This window comes from Natronoarchaeum sp. GCM10025703 (assembly GCF_042661985.1).
Classification (GTDB): Archaea; Halobacteriota; Halobacteria; order Halobacteriales; family Natronoarchaeaceae; genus Natranaeroarchaeum.
The window spans coordinates 2,413,918-2,438,180 of record NZ_JBHSZF010000001.1 but is presented as its reverse complement, the minus strand read 5'-3'; the positions used below and the strand labels follow the sequence as shown (position 1 = coordinate 2,438,180).

General features: G+C 65.5%; 22 protein-coding genes and 7 pseudogenes. 15 read left to right on the top strand and 14 right to left on the bottom strand.

What is annotated here, in order from left to right:
• Positions 1 to 67 precede the first annotated feature (67 nt).
• Together ACFQH2_RS13610 and ACFQH2_RS13605 are read right to left on the bottom strand one after the other, a co-directional pair.
• Entirely contained in the window at positions 68 to 637 is a 570-nt protein-coding gene (locus ACFQH2_RS13610) for a hypothetical protein (protein WP_377054455.1), read from the bottom strand.
• On the bottom strand, positions 634 to 1,407 hold the full coding sequence (locus tag ACFQH2_RS13605; RefSeq protein ID WP_377054453.1) for an AAA family ATPase: 774 nt from the start codon (positions 1,405 to 1,407) through the stop codon (positions 634 to 636). The genes ACFQH2_RS13610 and ACFQH2_RS13605 overlap by 4 nt, the downstream gene beginning before the upstream one ends.
• A 112-nt stretch (positions 1,408 to 1,519) precedes the next feature.
• Here ACFQH2_RS13605 and ACFQH2_RS13600 point away from each other — a divergent pair, with 112 nt between their 5' ends.
• The 7 genes and pseudogenes from ACFQH2_RS13600 (at position 1,520) to ACFQH2_RS13570 (ending at position 7,273) form a co-directional block, all read left to right on the top strand.
• A complete protein-coding gene (locus ACFQH2_RS13600; RefSeq protein WP_377054451.1) occupies positions 1,520 to 2,161 on the top strand; it encodes an HAD family hydrolase in 642 nt (213 codons plus the stop codon).
• A 2-nt stretch (positions 2,162 to 2,163) separates the two neighbouring features.
• Positions 2,164 to 3,078 carry a CobD/CbiB family cobalamin biosynthesis protein gene (locus ACFQH2_RS13595; protein ID WP_377054449.1) on the top strand — a complete coding sequence of 305 codons (915 nt, stop codon included), beginning with the start codon at positions 2,164 to 2,166 and terminating at the stop codon, positions 3,076 to 3,078.
• A complete protein-coding gene (gene cobS, locus ACFQH2_RS13590) occupies positions 3,066 to 3,860 on the top strand; it encodes an adenosylcobinamide-GDP ribazoletransferase (RefSeq protein WP_377054447.1) in 795 nt (264 codons plus the stop codon). Before ACFQH2_RS13595 ends, cobS begins: the two co-directional genes overlap by 13 nt.
• Positions 3,860 to 4,501: an NTP transferase domain-containing protein gene (locus ACFQH2_RS13585; RefSeq protein ID WP_377057090.1), complete on the top strand. Its 642-nt coding sequence runs from the start codon at positions 3,860 to 3,862 to the stop codon at positions 4,499 to 4,501. The genes cobS and ACFQH2_RS13585 overlap by 1 nt, the downstream gene beginning before the upstream one ends.
• Positions 4,498 to 5,453 (top strand): annotated as a pseudogene (locus ACFQH2_RS13580) (nicotinate-nucleotide--dimethylbenzimidazole phosphoribosyltransferase). Before ACFQH2_RS13585 ends, ACFQH2_RS13580 begins: the two are co-directional and overlap by 4 nt.
• Before the next feature lie 67 nt (positions 5,454 to 5,520).
• Positions 5,521 to 6,528, top strand: a complete 1,008-nt coding sequence (gene cobD, locus ACFQH2_RS13575; RefSeq protein WP_377057088.1) for a threonine-phosphate decarboxylase CobD — start codon at positions 5,521 to 5,523, stop codon at positions 6,526 to 6,528.
• Complete coding sequence (locus ACFQH2_RS13570; RefSeq protein ID WP_377054443.1) at positions 6,521 to 7,273, top strand: adenosylcobinamide amidohydrolase; 753 nt, start codon at positions 6,521 to 6,523, stop codon at positions 7,271 to 7,273. Before cobD ends, ACFQH2_RS13570 begins: the two co-directional genes overlap by 8 nt.
• A 9-nt stretch (positions 7,274 to 7,282) precedes the next feature.
• Here the strand turns inward: ACFQH2_RS13570 and ACFQH2_RS13565 are convergent.
• The 6 genes and pseudogenes from ACFQH2_RS13565 to ACFQH2_RS13540 all read right to left on the bottom strand — a co-directional run bounded on the left by ACFQH2_RS13565 (position 7,283) and on the right by ACFQH2_RS13540 (position 12,545).
• Positions 7,283 to 7,980, bottom strand: a pseudogene (locus tag ACFQH2_RS13565) (TOBE domain-containing protein).
• A complete protein-coding gene (locus tag ACFQH2_RS13560; RefSeq protein ID WP_377054439.1) occupies positions 7,973 to 8,800 on the bottom strand; it encodes an ABC transporter ATP-binding protein in 828 nt (275 codons plus the stop codon). The pseudogene ACFQH2_RS13565 and the gene ACFQH2_RS13560 overlap by 8 nt, the downstream one beginning before the upstream one ends.
• Positions 8,797 to 9,518, bottom strand: a pseudogene (locus ACFQH2_RS13555) (ABC transporter permease). The gene ACFQH2_RS13560 and the pseudogene ACFQH2_RS13555 overlap by 4 nt, the downstream one beginning before the upstream one ends.
• Position 9,519: 1 nt before the next feature.
• Positions 9,520 to 10,427: pseudogene (locus ACFQH2_RS13550) on the bottom strand (substrate-binding domain-containing protein).
• A 109-nt stretch (positions 10,428 to 10,536) separates the two neighbouring features.
• Positions 10,537 to 11,424, bottom strand: a complete 888-nt coding sequence (locus ACFQH2_RS13545) for an ABC transporter substrate-binding protein (RefSeq protein ID WP_377054433.1) — start codon at positions 11,422 to 11,424, stop codon at positions 10,537 to 10,539.
• Positions 11,421 to 12,545, bottom strand: coding sequence for a PGF-CTERM-anchored ABC transporter substrate-binding protein (locus tag ACFQH2_RS13540; protein ID WP_377054431.1), 1,125 nt, complete (start codon positions 12,543 to 12,545; stop codon positions 11,421 to 11,423). The genes ACFQH2_RS13545 and ACFQH2_RS13540 overlap by 4 nt, the downstream gene beginning before the upstream one ends.
• A 61-nt stretch (positions 12,546 to 12,606) precedes the next feature.
• On the opposite strand from ACFQH2_RS13540, the gene cbiE reads away from it, so the two are divergent.
• The 4 genes and pseudogenes from cbiE to ACFQH2_RS13520 all read left to right on the top strand — a co-directional run bounded on the left by cbiE (position 12,607) and on the right by ACFQH2_RS13520 (position 16,873).
• Complete coding sequence (cbiE, locus tag ACFQH2_RS13535) at positions 12,607 to 13,332, top strand: precorrin-6y C5,15-methyltransferase (decarboxylating) subunit CbiE (RefSeq protein WP_377054429.1); 726 nt, start codon at positions 12,607 to 12,609, stop codon at positions 13,330 to 13,332.
• Positions 13,329 to 14,663: pseudogene (locus ACFQH2_RS13530) on the top strand (cobyrinic acid a,c-diamide synthase). Before cbiE ends, ACFQH2_RS13530 begins: the two are co-directional and overlap by 4 nt.
• Positions 14,660 to 15,321: pseudogene (locus ACFQH2_RS13525) on the top strand (cob(I)yrinic acid a,c-diamide adenosyltransferase). The pseudogenes ACFQH2_RS13530 and ACFQH2_RS13525 overlap by 4 nt, the downstream one beginning before the upstream one ends.
• A 4-nt stretch (positions 15,322 to 15,325) precedes the next feature.
• The gene (locus tag ACFQH2_RS13520) at positions 15,326 to 16,873 is read left to right on the top strand and encodes a cobyric acid synthase (RefSeq protein WP_377054423.1); all 1,548 of its coding nucleotides are present in this window, start codon (positions 15,326 to 15,328) and stop codon (positions 16,871 to 16,873) included.
• A gap of 219 nt (positions 16,874 to 17,092) precedes the next feature.
• On the opposite strand, the gene ACFQH2_RS13515 is transcribed toward ACFQH2_RS13520, so the two are convergent.
• The gene (locus ACFQH2_RS13515; protein ID WP_377054421.1) at positions 17,093 to 17,704 is read right to left on the bottom strand and encodes a translation initiation factor IF-2 subunit beta; all 612 of its coding nucleotides are present in this window, start codon (positions 17,702 to 17,704) and stop codon (positions 17,093 to 17,095) included.
• Positions 17,705 to 17,869: 165 nt separating this feature from the next.
• Between ACFQH2_RS13515 and ACFQH2_RS13510 the strand changes: the two are divergent.
• Positions 17,870 to 19,107 (top strand): annotated as a pseudogene (locus ACFQH2_RS13510) (mandelate racemase/muconate lactonizing enzyme family protein).
• 806 nt (positions 19,108 to 19,913) lie between these two features.
• Here ACFQH2_RS13510 and ACFQH2_RS13505 read toward each other — a convergent pair.
• Positions 19,914 to 20,159: a response regulator of citrate/malate metabolism gene (locus tag ACFQH2_RS13505; protein ID WP_377054417.1), complete on the bottom strand. Its 246-nt coding sequence runs from the start codon at positions 20,157 to 20,159 to the stop codon at positions 19,914 to 19,916.
• An 88-nt stretch (positions 20,160 to 20,247) separates the two neighbouring features.
• Between ACFQH2_RS13505 and ACFQH2_RS13500 the strand changes: the two genes are divergently transcribed.
• Genes ACFQH2_RS13500 through ACFQH2_RS13490 form a run of 3 tightly spaced genes read left to right on the top strand, consistent with a single transcriptional unit; the run spans position 20,248 to position 21,721 of the window.
• Positions 20,248 to 20,937, top strand: a complete 690-nt coding sequence (locus tag ACFQH2_RS13500) for a hypothetical protein (RefSeq protein ID WP_377076835.1) — start codon at positions 20,248 to 20,250, stop codon at positions 20,935 to 20,937.
• Positions 20,937 to 21,224: a transposase gene (locus ACFQH2_RS13495; protein ID WP_377076834.1), complete on the top strand. Its 288-nt coding sequence runs from the start codon at positions 20,937 to 20,939 to the stop codon at positions 21,222 to 21,224. Before ACFQH2_RS13500 ends, ACFQH2_RS13495 begins: the two co-directional genes overlap by 1 nt.
• Positions 21,179 to 21,721, top strand: coding sequence for a zinc ribbon domain-containing protein (locus ACFQH2_RS13490; RefSeq protein WP_377076833.1), 543 nt, complete (start codon positions 21,179 to 21,181; stop codon positions 21,719 to 21,721). Before ACFQH2_RS13495 ends, ACFQH2_RS13490 begins: the two co-directional genes overlap by 46 nt.
• 157 nt (positions 21,722 to 21,878) lie before the next feature.
• Here ACFQH2_RS13490 and ACFQH2_RS13485 read toward each other — a convergent pair whose 3' ends face one another.
• Genes ACFQH2_RS13485 through ACFQH2_RS13470 form a run of 4 tightly spaced genes read right to left on the bottom strand, consistent with a single transcriptional unit; the run spans position 21,879 to position 24,257 of the window.
• Positions 21,879 to 22,487, bottom strand: a complete 609-nt coding sequence (locus ACFQH2_RS13485) for a hypothetical protein (RefSeq protein WP_377076832.1) — start codon at positions 22,485 to 22,487, stop codon at positions 21,879 to 21,881.
• Entirely contained in the window at positions 22,484 to 22,837 is a 354-nt protein-coding gene (locus ACFQH2_RS13480; protein WP_377077001.1) for a DUF3179 domain-containing (seleno)protein, read from the bottom strand. Before ACFQH2_RS13480 ends, ACFQH2_RS13485 begins: the two co-directional genes overlap by 4 nt.
• Positions 22,720 to 23,574, bottom strand: coding sequence for a DUF3179 domain-containing protein (locus ACFQH2_RS13475; RefSeq protein ID WP_377076831.1), 855 nt, complete (start codon positions 23,572 to 23,574; stop codon positions 22,720 to 22,722). Before ACFQH2_RS13475 ends, ACFQH2_RS13480 begins: the two co-directional genes overlap by 118 nt.
• 47 nt (positions 23,575 to 23,621) lie before the next feature.
• Entirely contained in the window at positions 23,622 to 24,257 is a 636-nt protein-coding gene (locus ACFQH2_RS13470; protein WP_377054409.1) for a rubrerythrin family protein, read from the bottom strand.
• Between the last annotated feature and the right edge of the window lie 6 nt (positions 24,258 to 24,263).

The following is a 24,263-nucleotide window of genomic DNA, read 5'->3' as shown; positions in this document are numbered from 1 at the left end:
TAGCCGGATGGAACATATAGATGAGTGCTCGTTTGCGGGGCGTTGGCACCGTTTGTTCGATCATCCACTACTTGCGCCCGTCGTCGTCGACCAGTTCGTCTTCGAGTCCCCACTCACTGGCCTGTCGCTCGGCCTCGGCGCGTGCCTGTCGCTTGATCGCCTCGATCCGTTCTTCGTCGTCGAGAAACGAGGCGACTGCATCCTCCTCGCCGGCCAGAGCGTCCTCGTCAGGCATCAGGCCGTGCTCTTGCGCCCGGGACCGCGTCCGGTCCGCCAGTCCGGAATCCCCGGCGACCCGCTGGGCCGGGACGCCCGGCCGAACGCGAAGCGACTCCGTCTCGTGGAGTTCCTCGATCCGTCCGGCAGGGAGCGAGAAAACGTCGACCTTGTACGGGCCGGGGACGGCCAGATCGGCGAGGCCGTCGACGCCGCCCCGGTCGGTGCCAGTATGGTAGACGAGCATCGGGACGCCCTCGCGGAAGGTCACGACGCCGCGTCCGTCGACGTCCAGCAGCAATGCGTCCTGTGGCTCGAAGACGACGTAGCCAGTGAGTGCTCCGTCGAGCACCGTCGAGAGCGCCGTTCCGGCAGCGGAGACGACTCGTGAGCGGAGCAATCGACCGCGTGGAAGTTTCATGGCCGGTCGGGGACGACGGCGCTTCTGAATCGGTTGGCGACTGCCGCCGAGTCCCGCGGTTCGGGCGTTAACTCGGCGGCGGCGTCGACGAACGCGGTCGCCGCCGGCGACTCCGGCGCGTACGAGAGCAGAGGTTCGCCCGCCGCCCTCGCTCGATGTGCGGCCGAGCACTCGGGGACCGCTCCGATGACGGGGCCGTCGAAGTAGCGCTCGGTCCGATCGGTGACGGTGTCCATCCGGGCGTCGTCGCGGACCTTGTTGAACAGGACGCCTGCAGTATCAGTCCCGTAGGAACTGGCGTACTCCTGTACTTTCAGCCCATCACTCAGGGCGGGAATCGTCGGTGACAGTACGGTGATGACCCGGTCGGCGAGGACAATCGGCAGGACGGCGGTTTTCGAGCCCAGCGCGGCGGGCGAATCGAGCAGGAGGATGTCGGTATCAGCGGCGAGCGAGGCGACCACGTCGCGGAGCCGTCCCGGTTCGGCGGCCTCGAAGTCGGTCAGGCTCGTGCCACACGGCACGACCGAGAGCCCGTGTCGCTCGTACACTGCGGCGTCGACCGACGCCTCTCGTTCTTCGATCAACAGATCGTGGAGCGTCGTCTCGACGTCCTCAAGCCCCGCGTGAAAGAGGAGATTCGCCATGCCGGTGTCGGCGTCGACGATAGTCACGTCGTGTTCCTCCGCGAGCGCCATCCCGAGGGCGAGCGTCGCTGTCGTCTTGCCGGTCCCTCCCTTCCCGCTCGCGACGGCGAAAGCCTCGACCATTAGCTGCGCATACTCTCGCACCAGTGAAAAATTTTGTTTATTCACTTCGGAATATATGATCCCCCGGAGTCGGACCGTCGTGTTCAAGTGAGCTTGCAGTAATACGTCGATAGTGGCAGTTTCGTTCGATCTCTTCGGAACGCTCGTCTCGGTCGACCGACCGGAATCGCCGGCAGACGCCGTCGGGTCGGCGCTCGCGAGCCGCGGCGTCGACGTCCCCGCCGACTTCCCGGCGGCCTATCGGGAGGTCCATATCGACGCTCCCGACGGGGCAGAGGTTCCGCTCCCGGCCCACGTCGCCGCCGCGCTCGCCAGTCTGGGCGTCCGCCCCGAGAACAACGTCGTCCGGCGGGCGGTCGTCGCGGCGTTCGATCCGGAGGTGGAGACGCGCTCCGGCGCGGTCGAAGCAGTCGAGGCCGCCGCCGAACGCGGGCCGGTCGGCATCCTCTCGAACTGTAGTGTCCCCGAACTCGTCCCGAAATCCTTGCTTCGCTCGGACGTCGACCGCTCGACCTTCGACGTGGTCGTGTCGAGTACTGGCTGTGGCTGGCGAAAGCCCGACTCCCGTGCGTTCGAGTCGTTCGCCTCCCGCCTCGACATCGACGTCGAGACGGTGACACACGTCGGCGACGATGCGGCGACCGACGGCGGTATCGAGTCAGTCGGCGGCCGGGCGCTCCTGCTCGACGAGCACTCGCTCGCGGATATCCCGGCCCTGCTCGATTCGGACGGACGACTCGACGAGGTGGAGTAGCGGTGTCGCTGACGATTACGCTCGCGGTCTGTCTGGCCGCCGCCCTCGACCGGACGGTCCGCGAGCCTCCATCAGCGATCCACCCGGTCGCCCTGTTCGGCAGCCTCGTCGGCCGGTTCGACAGGGAGTGGCCAATGGCGCGATTCGTCGGTATCGGCGTCGCGCTGGTTCTCCCGGTCGCCGCAGGGCTTGCAGTGGGCGGAGTGGTGTTTCTCGCGTCGCTCGCCCATCCGGTGGCGGGCGGCGTCGTCGCCGGTCTCGCGCTCTTTACGACGACCAGCCTGCGGATGCTGCTGGACGAGGCCGCGGGCGTCATCGAAGCCAGTGCGACCGATCCGGCGGCCGCCCGGGAGCGGCTTCCGGCGCTGGCTGGTCGTGATCCAACCGATCTCTCCCCGGAACTACTGCGCAGTGCTGCGGTCGAGAGCGCGAGCGAGAACCTCGCGGACGGCCTGGTCGCGCCCCTGCTTGCCTTCTCCTTGCTCGCACCCGTCTCGCTCGCGGCGGGTGTGGCTGGCGCGGCGTGGATCAAGGCCGTGAATACGCTCGACTCGATGCTGGGCTACCCCTCGAAACCCCATGGCTGGGCGAGTGCGCGACTCGACGACCTCGCCATGTGGGTGCCCGCCCGGCTTAGCGCCCTCTTGCTCTCTGTGGCCGCCCGCTCGCCCGACCCGCTCCTGACCGCGCGGCGGTGGCGTACCGCCACGTCGTCGCCGAATTCGGGCTGGCCGATGGCGACCGCCGCCGGTGCGCTTCAGGTCCGCCTCGAAAAGCCCGACACCTACGTCCTCAACGAACTCGCGTCGCTGCCGACCGTCGAACAGGCCCGCCGCGGCGTGCGACTCGTCGGGACTGCGGGCCTGCTGGCGTACGCCCTCGCCGCCCTGCTGGGGGTGGTCCCGTGGCTCCTCTAAGTGTCGCCGCTCTGCGCGGGGCGGTCGGCTTCCTGACCCGGTTTCCGGTCGGACACGACGAGAGTGGCTGGCGGGCGTTCGCCGCGACGCCCGCGACCGTGCCGCTCGTCGGCTATCTCGTCGGCGTGCTCGCCGCACTCGCCTTTCTCGTGCCCGCACCGCCGACCGTGACGGCGTTTCTGTACGTTCTCGCGCTGTACGCCATCACCGGCATCAACCACGCCGACGGCGTCGCCGATATCGGGGACGCAGCAGTCGTCCACGGAGACCCGGACCGACGCCTGAGCGTCCTCAAGGACAGCAGCGTTGGCGTCGGCGGAACGCTCGCCCTGATCGGTCTGGTTGCCGGTCTCGTGCTCGCAGGTATCCCCCTCGCGGACGCGCCGCTCCTCGTCGCGGTCAGCGTCGTCGTAAGCGCGGAGGTCGGCGCGAAACTCGGGACGGCGGCGCTCGTCTGTCTCGGCACCGCGCCACACGATGGGCTGGGAAGCCAACTCACCGGCGTCAACGGGCCGCGGAGCCTCGTCGCGCCCGTCCTTGTCGCGCTGCCTGTTGTCCTGTTGGCTCGCCCGCCCTACGTCGCCGCCATGGCTATCTTCGGCGCGCTCACAGTCGCACTCTTGCTCCGACGGTGGTCCAGCAAAGCGCTGGGCGGCGTCAACGGCGACGTCCTCGGCGCGGCGACCGAACTCGGTCGGCTTGGTGGTCTCTACGCGGGCCTGCTCGCGTGGACGCTCACCACCGGTAGAGTACCGGAGGTGACCGCATGGACGCTCTCGTGATGTGTGGCGGCGAGGGAACGCGACTCGCCGACTCGCTACCGGCCACGGACTCCGCCTGGGAAAAGCCGCTCTACCGGATCGGTGGGGTGCCGATGATCGACCGTGTGCTGGGAGCGCTGACGGAGAGCCGCATCAAGCAGGTCCACGCCGTCGTCTCGCCAGCCAGTCCCGAAACACACGCACACCTCGCCGGACGGGTCTCGCTGATCGAGACGCCCGGAGAGGGCTACGTCGCTGATCTCTCGGTGGCGCTCGACGCCGTCGAGCAGCCAGTACTGACTGTCGCGGCCGACCTGCCGTTGCTCACCGGCGATACGGTCGACGACGTGCTCGAAACCTACGCGGATGCGGGCGACATCGACGGGGAACACGGCTCGATGACGGTCGCCGTCCCCGAATCGCTCAAAACGGATCTCGGCGTCTCAAGCGACACCGTCGTCGAGCGGGGAGCAATCGAGGGCGAACTCGTCGACGCGAGAGACGACCCTGCAGGACGTCCGGACCGGATCGCCCCGACCGGCGTCAACGTGGTCGGGGATCCGAGAGGGAGTACTGATAGAATGTACCTGACAGCCGACAACCGACTGGCAGTGAACGTGAATCGAGCGCGTGACGCCCGAGTTGCGGAGGCGATGCTGTGAGGGTCGTCCTCGCTGCCGGAACGACGGAGACGGCGACGATCGACGGAATCAGCGCGGCCGGAGCCTCGCCGGAGCTGATGACGCATACGCCCGCAATGGACGCCGAGATCCTCATCTACGGCGAGCCAGTGTCGAGCGATCTGGTCCCGGTGAGTCCGACTGGCTGTCCGACACCTGCGGTGATCACCCGCGCCGTCCGCGAGCAGGTCGGGTTCGACGTGACAGTGATCGACGCCGGACTCGCTGCCGAAACCGACGCGCCGACCGTCGCGGTCGGCGCAAAGCCAGGTCGGGACATCCGGAAAGAGCATGGCGTCCCGTCCGCCCGGGCGACGTTCGACCGGGCGCGTGCGTTCGGACGCTCGCTCCCCGACGACGAACTGTTCGTCGGCGAGACGATTCCCGGCGGGACGACGACGGCGGCCGCCCTGCTCCGCGCGCTTGGGACGGCTCTGGGCGTCTCCTCCTCGCTCCCGGAGAACCCCTGGCGCTGAAAGAGCAGGTGGTCTCGGCGGCGCTCGATGCGAGCGCCATCGCACCGGGCGAGATGGCCGACTCGCCAGTTGCCGCAATCGACGCGGTCGGCGATCCGGTCCAGGCGACCGTCGCGGGCCTGACCGTCGGGGCGCTCGAATCCGGCACCGAGGTGACGCTCGCTGGCGGGACCCAACTCGTTGCGACGGCCGCGCTCGTCCGGGCGTTCGGTATCGAGAAGTCGCTCTCGCTCGCGACGACGTCGTTCGTCGCGGCGGATCCCGCGGTCGACCTCGACGCCGCCCGGGCGACGCTCTCCCTCGACGTGACGGTGACTGACCCCGGCTTCGAGCGGAGCGAACACGTTGCGATGGCGCGCTACGTCGCCGGCGAAGCCAAGGAGGGCGTTGCGATGGGCGGCGCGCTTGCTCTCGCCGCGCAGGGGGCGTTTCCCCGGAAGCAGTCAGAGCGCAGATAGCGACGGTCCACGACCGGCAGCTCCCCGAGTAAAGTCGCCGGCGACGATACCGAGGGTGAGCGCTGAGATGGACCCGGACGCAGTCAAGTGGACCGATCGGGTCCCCCACGGCGGGAGTGACGATCCGGACCTGCTCGACTTCAGTGCCAACACCAACACGGAGATCCCGCCGGGCGTCGAGGCGGTCTACCGCGAGGCGTTCGAGCCCTCGCGGCGGTACCCGAACGACGGCTACCCGGAGTTTCGCAATGCCGCCGCGGAGTACGTCGACTGCGATCCGGAGCGGGTCGTCCCGACGCCCGGTGGCCTCGCGGCGATCAGACTCGCCATCGAGACGAACGTCGCGCCCGGCGACAGCGTCCTCGTCCCCAGACCGAGTTTCGGCGAGTACGCCCGCGAAGTCGAGTTGCAGGGCGCGACACCGGCGTTCGTTCACCACGACCGGATTCTGGATACCGATCCGACAGAGCACGCTCTCGCAATCGTCTGCACGCCGAACAACCCCACCGGGGACGCCTACGACCCGGCGGCGCTCCGCGAGTTCGCCCGGCGCTGTCGCGACAGTGGCACGACGCTGCTCGTCGACGAGGCGTTTCTCGGCTTCACCGACAAGCCATCGCTGGCGGGGGTAGAGGGCGTCGTCGTCGCGCGGTCGCTAACGAAACTGTTCGGTCTCCCCGGGATCCGGGCGGGCTTTGCGGTGGCGAAACTTGAGACGCTCGACGCCCTGAAAACCGCACGACGAGCGTGGAACCTGGGGACCCCGGCGGCGGCAGTCGGTGCCCACTGTCTCCAGTGCGAGGAGTTCATCGCCGAGACACGTCAGCGGATCGACCACGAGCGCGAGCGTCTGCGTGACGGGCTTGCCGAGGAGTTCGACGTGTATTCCTCCGACGCTCCCTTCCTCCTGCTGGACGCGGGCGAGGATGTCGACGAACTGCTCGCACACGCCCAACAGCACGGCATCGTGCTCCGGGACGCGCGGAGCTTTCGCGGCCTCGACTCACACGTCCGCGTCGCCGTGAAGGACGCCGCCGCCAACGACCGGCTACTGGAGGTGCTCGCCGGTGGCTGAGCCCCGGGTCCGCGACGGCGTACTCCAGCTATCCGCCCCCGGGACGACGTGGCTCTCGACTGGCTGGAACGGCGGCCGAAGCCGTGCCGACGCCGCCTATAACTGCACGGTACCGGAGGGCTGGGAGCGCACCGATCTGGACAGATACATCGCCGAGCGCCGCTCCGGTGCCGGCTTCGAGCGGGAGGGGCCGACCCTGCTCACGGGCGTCGAGATGCGAAACGCGCGCTGTGCACGAATGACTGCTGAGCGGGACGGGACGGGCGCTATCGACGTCTTCGCGGTCGCTACTGCGGGTGTCTCGAACCCAGCCGTGCTGTTTCCCGGCGCGGAACCGGACTCCGATGCGCACCGCACGTCGGACCTGGAGGATAGCCCCTCCGAGACCGGGACGGTGAACCTGCTCGTTCACGTCGACCAGCCTGCCACTGAGGGCGCGCTCGCCAATCTGGTCGCGGTCGTCGCGGAGACGAAGACGGCGACGTTGTTGCGCGAGACGGGCTTTCCGGGGACGACGACCGACGCGGTGGTCGTCGGCGCGACCGAGCGCTCGGAGCGTACGCCCGATCCGCTACAGTTCACCGGCAGTGGAACACCCACTGGTGCGGCGGTCCGGGCTTGCGTCCGGGACGCGCTCCTGGCCGGTCTCGCGGCGAGATACGCGGACGGAACAATGCCTGACACCGTCGCCGATGCCGAGCACGGTGTGGTCGCCGACGGCTCTCCGAACGTATTTCGACCCTGAGAACGGCGGTTACTCCCGCTCCCGAACGATTCGCGTTGCCGTTGCCTTCCACGTGAGCGTCACCTCGCAGTCCTCTCGGAGTTCGAGGCGTTGCTCGCTGTCGGCCGTGAGCAGGGCCTGAAACGTCGGTCCGGCCACGTCGACGTCGATAGTGACCACCGCCGAACCGCGTTCGACGTCGGAGACCGTGCCGGAGAGTCGGTTTCTGGCGCTCGTCGAGTCGGGATCCGGCTCTACCGCCTCGTCAAGCACCGTGATCGCGTCCGCACCGACCCGCACCTGAACTTGCTGGCCCTGCTCGACGCCGTCGTGGAGCCCCCGGATCGGGCCGACTGCCGTTTCTACACTCGCCAGCGCGCCGTCGACCGCCGTGACGGTCCCGCCGAGCACGGTCTCGGGCACCTGGGCCGTGGCGTCGAGGGCGACCTGTAGCCGCTCGTACCGATTTAGCAGCGTCGTCGCGTTCTCAGTTAGCCGACTCCCGCCGCCGTCGCTTCCGCCACGTCGACGCTCTACCAGCGATCCGAACGCGGCTTCGAGCGTCTCGATCCGGTTCAGCGCTCGTGCCCGCGACCGACCGAGTTCCGAGGAGGCCTGTGCGACCGATCCAGTACGGTCGATGGCACGGAGCAACGCGGCGTCCCGGACGTCGAACTCGACGCTTCCTCGACGAGCGCCGCCTCGCCGTAGCCGCCCGTCCTAGGCACCGTTCTCACCCGCCGAGTAGACGAGTTCGCCGTCGATAAACCGCTGAGCGCGCGGGTCGTCGGGATCGGAGAACACCCGCTCGGCCGGACCGACCTCTATCAGTCTCCCCTCGATCAGCACCGCGACCCGGTCGGCGAGACGTTCGGCCTGGTGCATGTCGTGGGTCGCGACGACGACGCCGAGGCCCCGGGAACGGGCTGTTTCGACCGCCTCCTCGATCACTGCGGTGTTCCGCGGGTCGAGATCCGAGGTCGGTTCGTCCAGCAGGAGGAAGTCGGGGTCGTACGCGAGCGCCCGGGCGAACGCGACCCGCTGGGCCTCGCCGCCCGACAGCGCCGCCACGGTCTGCGTTTCCGCATCCGCGAGCCCCACGGTCTCTAGCGCCTCTTTCACCGATTGGCGCGTCTCCCCGCCGAAGAGTCTGGAGCGCCACTCCCGCACCCGCTCGCGCCAGCCACGGCGGACGTGGAGGCCGTAGCTCACGTTCCGACGTACCGTCGCGTCGAAGAGATTCGCCTCCTGAAAGACCATCCCAAGCCGGCGACGGGTCGCGAGCCGTTCCCGTTCTGAGAGGGTCCACACGTCAGTCCCGTCGATCCGAACGGTCCCGTCCTCGGGCCGATAGAACGCGGCGAGCAGTTCGAGCAGGGTCGTCTTTCCCGTGCCGGAGGGACCGATCACCGCGAGGATCTCGCCACTCTCGACCGAGAGCGAGACGTCCTCGAGCACGCCCGCGCCGTCGAATCCGTGGCTCAGGTTCGAGACGGCGATGCCGTCGTCCAGAGACCGCTGGTCCGCCCTCGCAAGTCGACCGCTCATATGCGACCACCGCCGAACCGGAGCACGACCGCGTTTACCAACAGCACGAGCGTCAGCAGTATCGCGCCCAGCACCAGTGCCAGTTCGAACCGACCCTGTCGGGCTTCCAACTGGATCGCCGTCGTCAGCGTCCGCGTGATGGCGGTGCCGTCCGCCCCGGCGATGTTGCCGCCGACGATGAGCACCGATCCGACCTCGCTGATCGCCCGTCCAAGCCCCGCCAGGACGCCCGTCACGATGCCGTAGCGGGCCTCCTTGATCGTGACGAGTGCGATATCTACCCGCGTCCCGCCCATCGCGTAGGCGGCGTCCCGGACCCCTCCTCGACGCTGGTGACGGCCGCGAGGCTAACGCCCGTGATCACCGGGGTCGCGAGGACGAACTGGGACATGATCATCGCCTCCTTGGTGAAGACGAGTTCGAGCGAACCCAGCGGGCCCTGGTTCGAGACGGCAAAGAGGACGACCAGTCCGACGACGACGCTCGGAAGCCCCATCCCGGTGTTGACGAGGGCGATGGCGAACCGCTTGCCGGGGAACTCGGCGAAGCCGACGAGCATCGCTATCGGGAGGCTCACCATCGTGCTCAACGCTACTGCCGTGAGGCTGACGTAGAGCGAGACGTAGACGATGCTCTCGACGTAGTTGCGCTCGAACGGGAACTCTATCATCGCCGGATCGAGCGCCTGGAGCGTCTCTGCGGCGATAGAGGCTATCATATCACTCCTCCTCGGGCGTCCAGCCCTCCGGGACGTACTGCTGGAAGTTCGGGTCGTCGGAGAGCGCCTCGGGGAAGAACAGTTGCTCGCCGTCGACGGTGTACGACCCGATGAGTTCCTGACCCTCTCGGGACGTGAGAAAGCCGATGTAGGCAAGCGCGAGGTCGTAGTTGACGTTCTCGTGGACGGCGGGGTTGACGGCGAGGATGCCGTACGGGTTCGCAAGCAACTCTGGACCCCCTCGAGGGGCCCCTCGACGCGAATACCGATCGAAAGCTCCGACCGCATCGAAATAAACGTCCCGCGGTCGGCCAGCGTGTAGCCGCCGCTCTGGTCGGCCTGGGTGAGCACCTGCCCCATCCCGCTCCCCGCTTCGCGGTACCAGTCCCCGCCGGGGTCGCTCTCTGTCTCCTCCCAGATGGCGAGTTCTTTCGTGTGTGTCCCCGACGAATCGCCGCGGGAAACGAAGACTGATCCGGACTCGGCGATGGCCCGAAACGCTTCCGTTGCCGACTCCGTCCCGTCGATTCCGGCCGGGTCTTCTTCCGGGCCGACAATGACGAAGTCGTTAAACATCAGATCGCGCCGGTTGACCCCGTAGCCCTCCCGCAGGAACTCGTCTTCGAGCGATCGGGCGTGGACCAGCACCACGTCGCTGTCGCCGCGGCGGGCGCTTTCGAGCGCCGCGCCAGTCCCCTGGCTGACCGCCTCGACTGTGACGCCGTACCGGTCCTGGAAGGCGGCGTCTACTTCGTCGACGAGGCCGGTGTCGTAGGTGCTCGTCGTCGTCGTAAGCGTGAGTGTTTCGCCGACTATCCCCGCCTCCGCGTTCTCGTCGGTATCGCTACAGCCAGCGACTGTGACCGCTCCCCCACTCGCTAGCGCAGCGACGAACTCGCGCCGATGCATCGTATATGATACAACGGTCATCGGCTACATAGTTAATGATTATCCCTGTTGCGTAACTGATAGCGGTTACGTATTCCAAGTAGACAGCCATCACCGAGTCGATAGGCCGTCACACCAGCCGTCGAACGTCATCGGGAAGCGACGCATCGCGTGCGAGGAGCCGTTCGAGACGCTCCAACGAGTCGATCAGCCGTGGCGTCCAGCGGTTAAAATACGCCGCGCCGTCGACCGCGTAGACGCGCCCCTGCTCGACTGCCGGAAGCGCTTCCCAGCCCTCACGGTCGGCGAGTTCGTCGATCCGTTCCTCGGTCCGCTCGACGCCGAAGCCACACGGTGCGACGACGATCACCTCGGGCGCCACGTCGACCAGCGTCTGCCAGTCGAGTTCCGTGGTCCGCTGGCCAGGGTCGACGAGCAGCGGTCGCCCGCCCGCGCTCTGTATCAACTCCGGCACCCAGTTGCCCGCAAGCCGCGGCGGGTCCATCCACTCGAAGACTGCGACTCGGGGCGTTGCCGCCCGGTCGGCGACGCGCGCTTCGGTCGCCGCGACGCACTCGCGGAGCGAGGCCACGAGCGACTCCGCCTGCGTCTCTCTGCCCACCGCCGCGCCGACCCGTTCGATACATTCGTACAGATCGGCAAGTCGACTGGCGTCGAGCGCCAGCACGTCCGGATCGATGTCGAGGCCGGCCAGCGTCTCGGCGATCAGCGATTGGTCGACTGCACAGACGCCACAGACGCCCTGCGTGAGGACGAGGTCGGGGTCGACGGAGCGGAGCACCTCGGAATCGATCCGGTAGACGCCGCCGTCCTGAGTCGACGCTGTGACCTGTCGGTGCCGGTCGACGCTCGCGCCCGCGTCGACGCGCGAGACGTCGATGGTCGGCAGGTCGTCGACGGCTGGCGGGTAATCACACGAATGGGAGACTGCGACCGGTTCGACGCCCAGCGCGTAGAGGATCTCCGTTCCCGAGGGGGATGTCGAGACGACGTTCATTGGTCAGGTTTCACCCGCCCGAGGAGGGCGAGGGCCGACAGCGCGAGTGCGGCGACAGCGACTCCGAAGCCGGAGAGTTCGTCGTCCGTATCGGACGGGTCGGGCTCATCGCTCTCCTCGCCGTTGTCGTCGTCCACACTCTCTTCATCGCCTTCCTCGATTTCGTCGGTCTGTTCTTCGTCCTCGGCCGCCTCGAGGGCTTCCTCGTACGACTCCCCGTGGAACGCTTCGGCCATCGCAGTCACGCCGTGGACGACGCGGGGAGCGGGGCGATTGAGGTGGTTGATATCGACGATTATCACCTGGTCTTCCTGAACAGCCGTCGTCTGCTCGTAGCCATCGCCCTCCGGAATCTCGGGCGAGTTCGAGTTCAGGACGATCCAGTCGGGATCCGTATCGACCACGGTCTCCTGACTCAGCGGCTGATACTCCTCGATCCCTTCCTCGGCGGCGACGTTGGTCCCGCCGGCGGCCACGATCAGTTCGTCGATGAAGGTGTCCTGCCCGGCAGTGTAACCGAAGAAACTGTAGAGTACGTCCGGCGATTCCTCGTTCTCGACGGCGTCGGCGACTACGCCGAGTTCTTCGTCCATCCAGTCGGTCGTCTCCGCGGCACCCTCACAGTTGCCCGAGAGCCGACCGATGGTCTCGACGCTACTGTAGACGTCATCGAGCGATGCTGCAGAGTCGAAGCGATACACGGTCACGCCGAGTTCGCGGAGTTGGTCGACGGTCTCGTCGTCGCCCGAGCCCGGCGCAAACACGATGTCCGGTTCGAGGCCGACGACTGTCTCGGTGCTGACGGCCGCCTCTTCCTTGGAGATCGACTCGATCTCGTCGGTGTCGTTCAGGTTTTCGGCGAACTTGGTAACGCCGACCACCTGCTCTTTACCGCCGATCTCCCAGAGCGTCTGTGCGGCGCTCGGCCGGAGTGTCACGATCCGTTCCGGTTGTTCTTCCAGAGTCACTTCGGTTCCGGAGTCGTCTTCGACGGTCACCGGAAACGTACAGTCCGTGTCGGCCGACGCCGCATCCTGGCTAATCGGCGCTCCGACAGCGCCAGCAGGAGCCACGAGGCCGATCACCAGCAATGCAACGACGATTGATACGCGTATTTGCATCACCAGGAGCCTGCCGGCGGTGCAATAAATATTTAACTAATGCAAGTCCACTTGTTATTCGATGGCAACTGACGACGCTTCGGCCGGGACGGCACAGCGGGTGAGCGCGGTCGGCATCGGGCCGGGGAGCCCGCGGTATCTGACAGAAATCGCCCGACAGGAACTGGCGCGTGCCGACGTGATCGTCGGGTTCGAGAGCGTCGTCGGCTACGTCGAGGCGGTCATTGGCGGGGATGTGCTTACCTGTGGCTACGACGACGAGGCAGCAACGCTGGAACGGTTCGGCGAGCGGGTCAGAGAGGGCGAGCGCGGCGTCGCCGTCCTGATGGGCGATCCGAACGTCTCGGGCCATCAGTTTCTCGATTCGGTCCGGAACGTCGTCGACCGGCCTCTCAGGGTGATCCCGGGCATCTCCTGCATCCAGGTCGCCGCGAGCAGGGCCGTCGTCCCCTTCGAGGAGACGACGTTCGTCACGCTGCACAGGCGCGGACCGATCGAGTCGGAACTCGCTCGGATTGCCAGCGCAGTGGGTGACCGCCACCTGCTCGTCCTGCCCCGACCGTACGACTGCATGCCAGAGGACATCGCGGCATACCTACTCGGCGACGCCGCGCCGGGAGCGCGCGCCGCCCGGAGCCAACTGTCAGCGACGGTCTTCGAGCACCTCACCCACGACGAGGAGCGGGCCACTGAGACGATGCTCGGCGACCTCGCAGGCGGCGACCGGCCGGAAGACTCAGCCTTCTCGGATCTCTCAGTACTACTCGTGCGAGGTGATCATGAATGAAGGGGTTCGTCCTCGGCGGGACGGCCTCCGGCGTCGGCAAGACCGTCGCGACGCTCGCCACGATCCGGGCGCTGGAGCGGGCCGGCGAGACAGTACAGCCAGCCAAGGCCGGCCCGGACTTCATCGATCCGAGCCATCACGAGGCGGTCGCCGGTCGTCCCTCCCGGACGCTCGACCGCTGGCTTCAGGGCGAAGACGGGCTTCAGCGGAACTACTACCGACCGACAGCGGGAGGGTGATGCGCCCACGACCTGCGTCGTCGAGGGCGTGATGGGGCTGTACGACGGTGATTGCTCCTCGACGGCGATGGTCGCCGAGGCGCTCGACCTGCCCGTCGTGCTGGTAGTCGACGCCCAGGCGGGCATGGAAAGCGTCGCTGCGACGGCCTTTGGCTTCCGGCAGTACGCCGAGCAGGCCGGTCGCGATATGCAGGTCGCAGGAATCATCGCCCAGCGCGCTCACGGGGGCGACACGAGGCGGGGATCCGCGACGCCCTCCCGGAGTCCATCGAGTATCTCGGTCGGATCCCGCCGAACGAGGATCTGGCAATCCCCGACCGACATCTCGGCCTGCAACTGGGCGAGGAGGCGGCCCTCCCGACCGAGGCGCTCGACGCCGCTGCGGAGACTCTACGGACGGATCGCCTACTCGATATCGCGCAGACGCCGCCGTGCCCCGAGCGAGGAGCATCGGTGAAGGCTGACAGCCGCGAGTCCACCGACGCTACGGTCGCCGTTGCGCGAGGGATGGCCTTCGCCTTTGCCTATCCAGCGACGCTCGAACGCCTCCGCGAGCGGAGCGAGGTGGTGCCCTTCTCGCCGACTGCTGGCGACGACCTGCCGCCCTGCGACGGCGTCTACCTCCCCGGCGGCTATCCTGAACTGCACGCCGAGGCGCTCGCGGAGAGCCAGGCGCTGTCGACGCTCGCCGAGCGGGCCATGGAGGGGCTTCCGATCCTCGGCGAGTGTGGCGGCCTGATAGCACTGTCCGAGTCGCTGACGACGACCGACGGCGAGCGCCACGAGATGGCTGGCGTCCTGCCGGCCGACGTGACGATGCACGACCGGTATCGGGCGCTCGACCACGTCGAACTGGCGGCCCGCGGCGACGCGCTGACTGCGGAGGCTGGCGAACGGCTTCGCGGCCACGAGTTCCACTACTCCAGCGCCGACGTCGCCGCCGACGCCCGGTTCGCGTTCGACGTCGTCCGCGGCGAGGGCATCCACGACGAGATGGACGGGCTGACGGAGTATCGAACGCTTGGGACGTACGCACATGTTCATCCCGAGAGCGGCGCATTCGACGCGTTTCTCGACGCACTCGACCCATGACAGAGAACACACAAACCGACGACAAGGCGGATAGTGCGGCAACTGAGGACGCGGTCGGCGGGCGGAGACCGACCGCTCAACCGATCGAGCCGAGCGATCCCGAGGAGTTCGGCCTCCTGCAGGTGTGGTGGGGCGATGGGAAAGGCAAGACCACTGCCGCGATGGGAATGGGGCTGCGCGCGGCGGGGCACGGCTACCGCGTCCACATGCTCCAGTTCATGAAAGGCGGCACCGACACCGTCGAGGACGTCCGGGGCGAGTACAACGCTATCGAGCACGTCCCGGGCTTTACGTACGAGAACGCCGGTCACTACGGCTGGCACGGCTTCGGCGCGGCGGGCGACGACCCGGACCACGAACAACGCGCACAGGCCGCTTTCGAGCGCGCCGAGGAACTCGTCGCCGCGGGAATCGACGGCGAGGACCTGCACATGCTGATCCTCGACGAAGTGCTGTACGCCGCCGACCGCGGGCAGTAGAGCCAGAGCAGGTGCTCGCCCTCGTGGAGGACGCACCTGATGACCTAGAACTCGTGTTTACGGGTAGTCACGAAGAGCCGACGTATCTGCTCGACCACGCGGATCTCGTGACCGAGGTCCGGAAGGGGAAACACCCAATCGACGCCGGCCAGCCAGCACGGAAGGGCACCGAGTACTGAGCCGATGACTGCCACCGGCAACGATCCGCCCGCCGAAACGCCGACGCTACTCGTCGCGGGAACCGCGAGCCACGTCGGCAAGAGCACGGTAGCAGCGGGGATCTGCCGCCTGCTGTCGGACCGCGGGGTCGATGTCGCGCCGTTCAAAGCCCAGAACATGAGCAACAACGCTCGCGTCGTCCCACACCCGGAGTCCATCGAAGACGGTAGCGCGGGAAGCGGCGAAATCGGCGTCTCCCAGTACGTCCAGTGCCGGGCGGCGCGTCGCCCGCCGACGACCGACGTCAATCCGGTCCTGTTGAAACCCCGCGGCGACGGCGAGAGCCAGATCGTGCTCGACGGCGAGGCGGTCGGCCACTACGCGGCGGGCGAGTACTACGACGAGCACTGGGAGCGAGCGCGCGACTCGGCAGTCGACGCTCACCGTCGACTCGCTGCGGACGCCGACATCGTGGTCGCGGAGGGGGCCGGCGGGATGGGCGAGATCAATCTCCACCACAGGGATCTCGCGAACGTCGAGACGGCCCGCTTCACCGATGCGACCATCCTGCTCGTCGCCGATATCGAACGCGGCGGCGCGTTCGCCAGCCTCGTCGGGACGCTGACACTCATGCCCGACGACCTCCGCGAGCAGGTGGGTGGGGCCGTCATCACGAAGTTCCGCGGCGATCGATCGATCCTCGACCCCGGAATCGCGGAGTTCGAAGAGCGGACAGGCGTGCCCGTGCTCGGCGTGGTTCCCTACGACGATCCAGGCCTGCCCGCGGAGGACAGCGTCTCTTTACCCGCTCCCGGCGAGCGATCTGTCCGCGGCGCGGACGATGGCGTTCCCGACGATGGGGCAGTGACGGTCGCTGTCCCCCGGCTTCCGCGGATCTCGAACTTTACCGATCTGGAGCCACTGGCACGCGAACCGGGTGTCAGGGTGTCGTATTGGTCTCTCGATGCCTCCGTCCGGGACGCCGACGCACTGGTATTACCCGGTACAAAGAACACCGTCGACGATTTGCTTGCGCTTCGCGAGGCGGGATTCGACGAGGAGATCAGGCAGTTCGACGGTCCAATCGTCGGCCTCTGTGGCGGCTATCAGCTACTCGGCGAGCGGATTACGAACGCCGCTGTCGAGGGCACCGGCGAACAGACGACCGTCGAAGCGGTCGGGCTTTTGCCGGTCGAAACCGCGTTCTCACCCGAAAAGCGACTCGTACAGGTCAGCAAAGATATCGCTGGCGTCGGCCCGCTCGACGGGGCGACCGGGCGGGTCTCGGGCTACGAGATCCACATGGGGGAGACGGCGCTAACGGAAAGCACGGACCGGCCCTTCGCCGGGAGCGGCGCGGCCATCGAGCAGGTCCTGGGCACCTACCTTCACGGACTCTTCGAGAACGGGAACGCACGAGAGGCGTTCCTCGAATCGGTCTTCGAGGCGGCGGGGACGGACCGTCCGGACCGGGACGGTTCGGCTGGGAGCGCCTACAACCGAGCGGGAGCGCTGATCGACGAGCACGTGGCGCTCGACCGGCTTGATCCTATCCGGGTAACCGATAGGTAACCGCCCAGAGACCGCTATATGACGGGGTCTGTGTTCTGAAAGGTCGCAAGGTTTAGTAGGATACGCCGGCAGTATATCGTGTGGTCGTTCGCAGTTCCGTCACACGAGACGGCCACGCTCCGTATGCCGACAGTTCCCCACCGATTTCGCGGGTCACACGCCCGTGAAATCATCTCTTAAAATCGCTCAAAAAGCGACGCCATAGAACCGAGAGAGCCGTCAGTTCGCCAGTCGCGAGAACGCGAGCGTCCCGCTGATGTTCTTGATGTACACTTCGACCACATCGCCTTCCTCCGCGCCGGGGACGAAGATGGTGTACTTGCCTTTCTCGGCGACACCGTCGCCTTTGCGGCCTGTTCCAGTGATCTTGACCTCGTAGGTCTTGCCCTCCTCGACGGCGGCCGTCGAGACGTTCTGGGTTTTGTTGGAGCGCTTTGCGACCGGGCGGAACGCGCCACAGGCGTCACAGCGAAGCATCGGGGTGCGGTCCTCGCGGACGAGTCGCGTGTCCGGCAGGCCACATTCCGTACAGGAGACGTACTCGTCGGTGTATTTCGCAACTGCGGCGTCGAAGTCTCCGCCCGAGAAGCTACCGTTATATCGGCCGCGGCCCTCCTCGAAGGTCCCGCTGGTTCCGAGTTCGCGCTGGACGAACCGGTGAAGATGCTCGGGGTCGCGAGAGAGGGTATCTGCGATCTCTGAGAGGTTCGTAAATCGGGTGAACGCACCGTCTTTCTGGGCCGTCGCATCGGGGGTGGAGAGCCGCTCGTCGCTACCGCTAATATCGGGCGTCTCGGCGATGGCCCGATCCAGACTGTCTTCGTAATCCATGGTCGAAACCAGCGCGTCGAAACGTAAAGCGCGTTCGATACAGGGAACGACTGTGGGGCCTACAGCCGCCGGAAGGCGGAGTGAGGTGTGTTGACAGACCATCTGTTCATGCCGTCTCACGGGCATATCTCAAGGTTTTACTGTTTGCTTAGTAAAGAGGATGGCATGGGAGTCAACTACGCGGATCTGCACGATCCGAACGCGGAGTATACCATGCGGGAACTCTCCTCGGAGACGATGGGTGTGACGAATACGCGCGGCGGCGGGCGCGACGTCGAGATCACCGATGTTCAGACAACGATGATCGACGGGAACTTCCCGTGGACACTGGTCCGGATCTACACCGACGCCGGAATCGTCGGCACCGGCGAAGCCTACTGGGGCGCGGGCGTTCCAGAGCTTATCGAGCGGATGAAACCCTTCGTCGTCGGCGAGAACCCGCTGGACATCGATCGGCTCTACGAACACCTGATCCAGAAGATGTCCGGCGAAGGCTCGGTCGAGGGGATTACCGTCACCGCTATCGCCGGGATCGAGGTCGCGCTGCACGACCTCGCCGGCAAGATCCTCGACGTACCGGCGTACCAGCTACTGGGGGCAAGTACCGCGACGAGATGCGGGTCTACTGTGACTGCCACACCGAATCGGAAGCCGACCCCGAAGCCTGCGCCGACGAGGCCGAACGCGTCGTCGACGAACTCGGCTACGACGCCCTGAAGTTCGATCTCGACGTCCCGAGTGGGTTGGAGAAAGACCGCGCGAACCGACACCTTCGCCCCGGCGAGATCCGCCACAAGGCCGAGATCGTCGAGAAAGTCACCGAGCGCGTCAAGGACAAGGCCGACGTGGCCTTCGACTGCCACTGGACGTTCTCGGGTGGCTCGGCGAAACGGCTCGCCGACGCCATCGAGGAGTACGACGTCTGGTGGCTCGAAGACCCCGTCCCGCCGGAGAACCTCGAAGTGCAAGAGGAGGTCACCAAGTCCACCGTGACGCCGATCGCCGTCGGCGAGAACCGCTACCGCGCCACCGAGGAGCGACGCCTGATCGAGAACCAGGCCGTCGACATGATCGCCCCCGATATGCCGAAAGTCGGCGGCATGCGCGAGACGCGCAAGGTCGCGGACGTCGCCAACCAGTACTACATCCCGGTCGCGATGCACAACGTCTCCTCGCCGGTCGCGACGATGGCGAGCGCACACGTCGGTGCATCGATCCCCAACTCGCTGGCCGTCGAGTACCACTCCTACGAACTCGGCTGGTGGGAGGACCTCGTCGAGGAAGACGTCATCGAGGACGGCTACATCGAGATTCCGGAAGAACCCGGCATCGGTGTCACGCTCGACATGGACGTCGTCGAGGAGAAGAAGGTCGAAGGGGAGACGGTGTTTGACGAGGCCTGAGCCTCGTCGGGTTCGTGGAGCTTCGCTCCACGGTATTCGATCCGGCGTAAGACGGATCGTGCTCGGAAATCTTCGATTTCCGGTGTTTGACGAGGCCTGAGCCTCGTCGGGTTCGTGGAGCTTCGCTCCACGGTATTCGATCCGGCGTAAGACGGATCGTGCTCGGAAATCTTCGATTTCCGGTGTTTGACGAGGCCTGAGCCTCGTCAGGCCAGCAAACGCAGAGCGTTTGCGCTGTTTGACGAGGCCTAGCCGAAGTCAAACTCGCCGGACGCGGTTTGTCCGGCGGTGTTCGATCCGGCGTAAGGCGGATCGTGCTCGGAAATCTTCGATTTCCGGTGTTCGACGAGGCGTAAGCCTCGGCGGGTTCGTGGAGCTTTGCTCCACGGTGTTCGATCCGGCGTAAGACGGATCGCGCTCGGAAAGATGCGTCAGCGAAGGTGTGGGTTCGTCAAGTGACACAGTATCAGCGGAACCCCACGGCTTTAGCCCTGTCTCTTACCCACAAATCGAGTCGCTGCCGAGGTCAATAAACCCGATCGAAACCTCGATATCTACAGATGTAACACTCCTATGGAACGATTTTGCTAATCTCGTTTACCACATTCAGCACCCCCACCGCCGAGATCATCGCCCGGATCACTCCTCACCTCGATCTTCCGATTGCAGATTGGGGTCGAAAGCGTCTGAAACGTCTGTTTGTGACTCCGTGAACTTATGGGTAAGAGACAGGGCTTTAGTCGTGGGTCCAAGCGGTAGGCAAAGTTACACAAACCACGTGACTTACTCAGGCCGTGATTCCCACGTTACTCCGACTCGTCGACAACCCACCATACGACAGCCCGAGCGCCAACGTTCAGCTTTCCAACACACCCCTTGTCATGCAACTTCCGTAACCGATAATACACAGCTTTCGATGTCACAGGCAACTCCTCAGCCACAAGACCCGCCGTTAACACGGGAGTCTCAGCGTCCTCTAACACTGCAAGTACGTCCTCATCCGTGACTTTGGATTCAAACTCACCGCTGCTCTTCCGTCCTTGGTCAGTCATTGCGGATACGTACGGTTCAAGCCGTGTTATTCGTTTCCTCGTAGATAACCGGAACCTTCATATCCGTTTACTACATAGTAAGCGATAGATGACGCGTTGTGATACGTTCGAGGTGAGACCGCTCTCGCACCGCGACGAGCTGCTCCTCCTCGAACTCCTCGACGCGTCAGCAGCCTGTAACAACCAGGTCAACTACGACCGCCGACAAACACTCTTCAATACGCAAAACGACGCGGATTCCCGTGTCCCAGTCAGCGAATTGAAGTCCACGGTGAAACACGCGGTCACCCAAGAGCAATACCGCCAACAGTATATCCAGCGGCTCAGTTCCAGCACGCCCCAGCAACTCGTCCAGAAGAACTGGGAGCCGTGGAAAGCGTACTTCGCCGTCCTCTCAAAATACCGAGACCCTACTAACAACAAGGTCACGGACAGGCCCAATCCACCCGGTTACTGGAAAGAAAACGGCAACCGCACGCCGCGAACCGTCATCCGCAACGACCAGTACACCCTTGAACTCGGCGACCGCAGCCGACTCGGAATACCCGTGGGAAAAGAACTGAAAGAGAAATACGGGCTTGGATACCACGAACGGTTGCGCTTGGAGGTTGCAGGACAACCCCGTTGGACGGGCAAGCAGGGTCGCCAGAGATCGTGTACGACAGAGACACCGAAACGTTCACTGCATATCGAACCGTCGGCGACGAGGACAACTCTCCACGCCGACGAGACTCTATTGAACCATCACTGGCCACTACTGGCAGCGGCGAAGAGGTAGTGGCAGCGGTGGACATCGGTGCGAACAACCTCGCCGCCGTCACGACCAGTCAAGGGGACCACCGTCTGTACCACGGGAGGCCCGCATTCCACACGTTCCACACTCACACCAAACAAATCGCCGAGTTACAATCACTACTTGGAGACGGCGACTGGTCAAGCAAACAGATTCGGCGTGTCTACCACAAGCGCGGTGAACAACGCAACCACGCCATGGACGCGTTGATTCGAGATCTCGGCGAGTGGCTCGCCGAGCTGGTGTTACAGAACTCATCGTCGGCGCGTTAAGCGATGTGAGGGAGAAACACTGGTCCGCCACTATTAACGAGAAGACGGACCTGTTCTGGGCTCACGGACGCTTCCGACGACGACTCGGCGAAGTGCTGGAGTTCGAGTACGGCATACCCGTCACCGAGAAGTCAGAGGCTGGTACGTCGTCTCAGTGCCCAGCGTGTGAGAGTGAGGATGTGCATCGGCGTGGTGATTTACTTCAATGCCACTCGTGTGGACGTGAGGGTCATTCGGATGTTGCAGGATCGGCGAATTTCCTGCGGAAACACGCTGGTGAGAGTATAGAGCTTCAACCAAGTGGGTCGATGGCTCGGCCCGCGGCCGCCCGAGAGAACACGACGGCGGATGGACATCACAGTCAGGTACCATGCCTTGAGTGGGACGACTATGAGTGGACGGTGAAACACTCTGGTCTTTCGACCAAAGAGGCACCCGCGAACCAGAGTACCAGTAGCGAGACTGGGAACGTTGCCCCCGGTGTTTCAGACGACTGAATCACGCGTCAGCGGAGGGGAAGCCCACGAGTTTGCTCGTGGGAGGACGTCACCGACATCTACCACAGTACGGGGCTGGGTCTCTGGCTCGTCGACTGGGCGGTCGACCTCTCAGATGGCCATATTTCGTTCGAGCGGACGGACTCCGGCAATGCGATCAGCCTTCGATTACGGCGGGCGGAAAGCGCCTGAGTTCACGCCGGTGTCGGATCGATTCGCCCCCGAGATAGACGAGCGAACCGATGAGGAGGACGATACCGACCGGCAACAACCACGTCAGTGCGGTCAGCAACAGACCGCTGGCCTGAATCCCGAGGACGAGTAACACGACTGGCGCACAGCAGGCACTCCCCGAGAGCAGTGCGGGAACCGACGCCAGAACGCCGGAAGTCGCCCCGAGACCACAGGATCGCGGCTGCGTGACGGCGAGGTAACTCATCGCGATATTGATACCGACTAGCACTGCGAGACCGACGCCCAGAAGCGTGTTCAGCGGCGAGAACAGCAGTCGGAGGGGTTCGAGATCGACGATAGCGATCGCCTCGAACGACACTGGCCCGGTCCGACCGAGCATGTGCGTCAGCGGGTCCGCGACTGGCATAGCCACGCCCACGCCGACGCCCTCCCTGACGACCAGATCACCAATCGCATACAGGTAGCCGAGCAGATACGCGACACCCACGGCAACAGCGAGAAGGAGCGGGCCCGGCCGGGTGAGCGCCGCCCGCATCGCAGTAGCGGTCCGCGAAAGTCTTCTGCCGATCACTGGTCGTACACCTCCGTATCGGGATAGATAGCCGACCATGCGAACCACATCGCGTCGAGGCGGAGGACCCGGTCCAGCGGGAGTTCGTCCGGCGCGTACGTGGTTCCGTCTACCTGTAGTTCACCGTCAGCATACTCGACCGAGCGCCCGTCCGGGTTCGCGTAGACGTAGCCGGTGTCCAGGCGTGGATCGTAGACCGCAAGATAGCCCTGGCCATCGACGACCGGTTCCACTACAGATTCCTCTCGCAGGACGGACTTTTTGATCGCGAGGGGGCCGTCCGGCGTCCGTGCACAGATGAACACGGCCTTTGCCTGATGCCGGTCGTCGTCGACGAGCGGCGCGAACAGGGGCGAACCGTCCTCGTAGTAGCCGGTTCGGGGGTTGTACCCCCGTTGTACGGATCGGCCCCGTAGTCCCGGACGTGTCCAGTGTCTTCGGTGAGTACCTGCGTCTCGGGATACTGTTCGCGCCACTGCCCCCACGTCGTCCATGTCACGGGGAACTCCTGCAGGGAGTGGCCGGTGTGAACGCCGTCGATCGCAACGGCCGGCACCTGCGGCCACCAACTATCCGACTCGCGGTCGTATATGATCAGATTGCTGTTGACCAGTCGTCCGGAGACGCCGAACTCGGTATCCCCGCGATAGAACCCCTGTGCCGTGCCGGTGAGGGGACAGTAGGTAACACTGATCTGCTCGCCGCCGGCCTCGGTGTTGACTATCTCGTGGTAGACCAGGACCTGTCGGGGGTAGGCCCGTGCATCGCCATCGATTTCGACGCCGAAGACTATCTCGTCGTCGTCGGGCGCGTCTCCGCCACCAGCCTCGGTGTATACGGGATCGTCGATCGACGGGATCCCGTCTCTCGGGACGCCGCCGCTGACCACTTGATCCAGTAGCTCTTCGGCCGAATGGCCCATACTGATCGGTGCTTCTGCCGTCGGTGGATCGTCCGGCGGTTCCTCGTCGCCGTTGTTCGGATCGCTGTCCCCATTACCCGTCCCTGAATCCTGGTCCAGGCAACCGGAGACCGCAATCAGGGCTCCTGCCGCGAGGGCCCGCCGTCGTGTGAGACCAGGTCGCATACACCATAGTTAGACGTTCATCATTATGAACCGTCTCCGCGCGTGCGTCAGCGATGCATATCCGACCGGTCGCTCGCCAAGCCGTCGGACTCGAGTGCCGAGATAGAGTCGGTGTAGTCGTCGTGTGCGACGCGGATCACGTACTCCGCGACCATCTCGGCGTGCTCGCAGTCGTCGCCGGTACAGCGAGTTTCGAGCAGCGACAGTCCCTGTTCGAGCGTCTCCTCGGTCTCGGTCCGCAGGTCGCGGAACAACTGCTCGCGCTCGGCGTCGAAGAACTCGATCAGCCGTGCGTGGGTCCGGAGGCTAACGACCGACCGGCCGACCATCCCCGCGGCGACGCGCTGGATCGTCGCCTTCTGACCGCGGAGATAGGCGTGTAGCGGGCCGCCATCGGCCGGTTCGAACGACGCCGGTAGCTCCGCGGCCACCTGCTCGTAGTGCCGTCGCTCCTGCTCGGCCGTCGACTCGAACACCTCCCGAGCCTCGTCGTCGGGTTCGTCGGCCGCCCACTCGTCGAACGTTCGACGTGCGGAGTACTCGCTGTTGGCCGCCGCTTCGAGTAGCGATTGCTCGTCGACGTCGCCGCCGCTCAGCGCGAGCAGGAGGTCGGGCGAGCCCAGTTCGTCCAGTCGCTCCGCGTGCTCTCGTTCGAGCCGGTCCCGAAACGTCGTCCCGTCCATACGCTC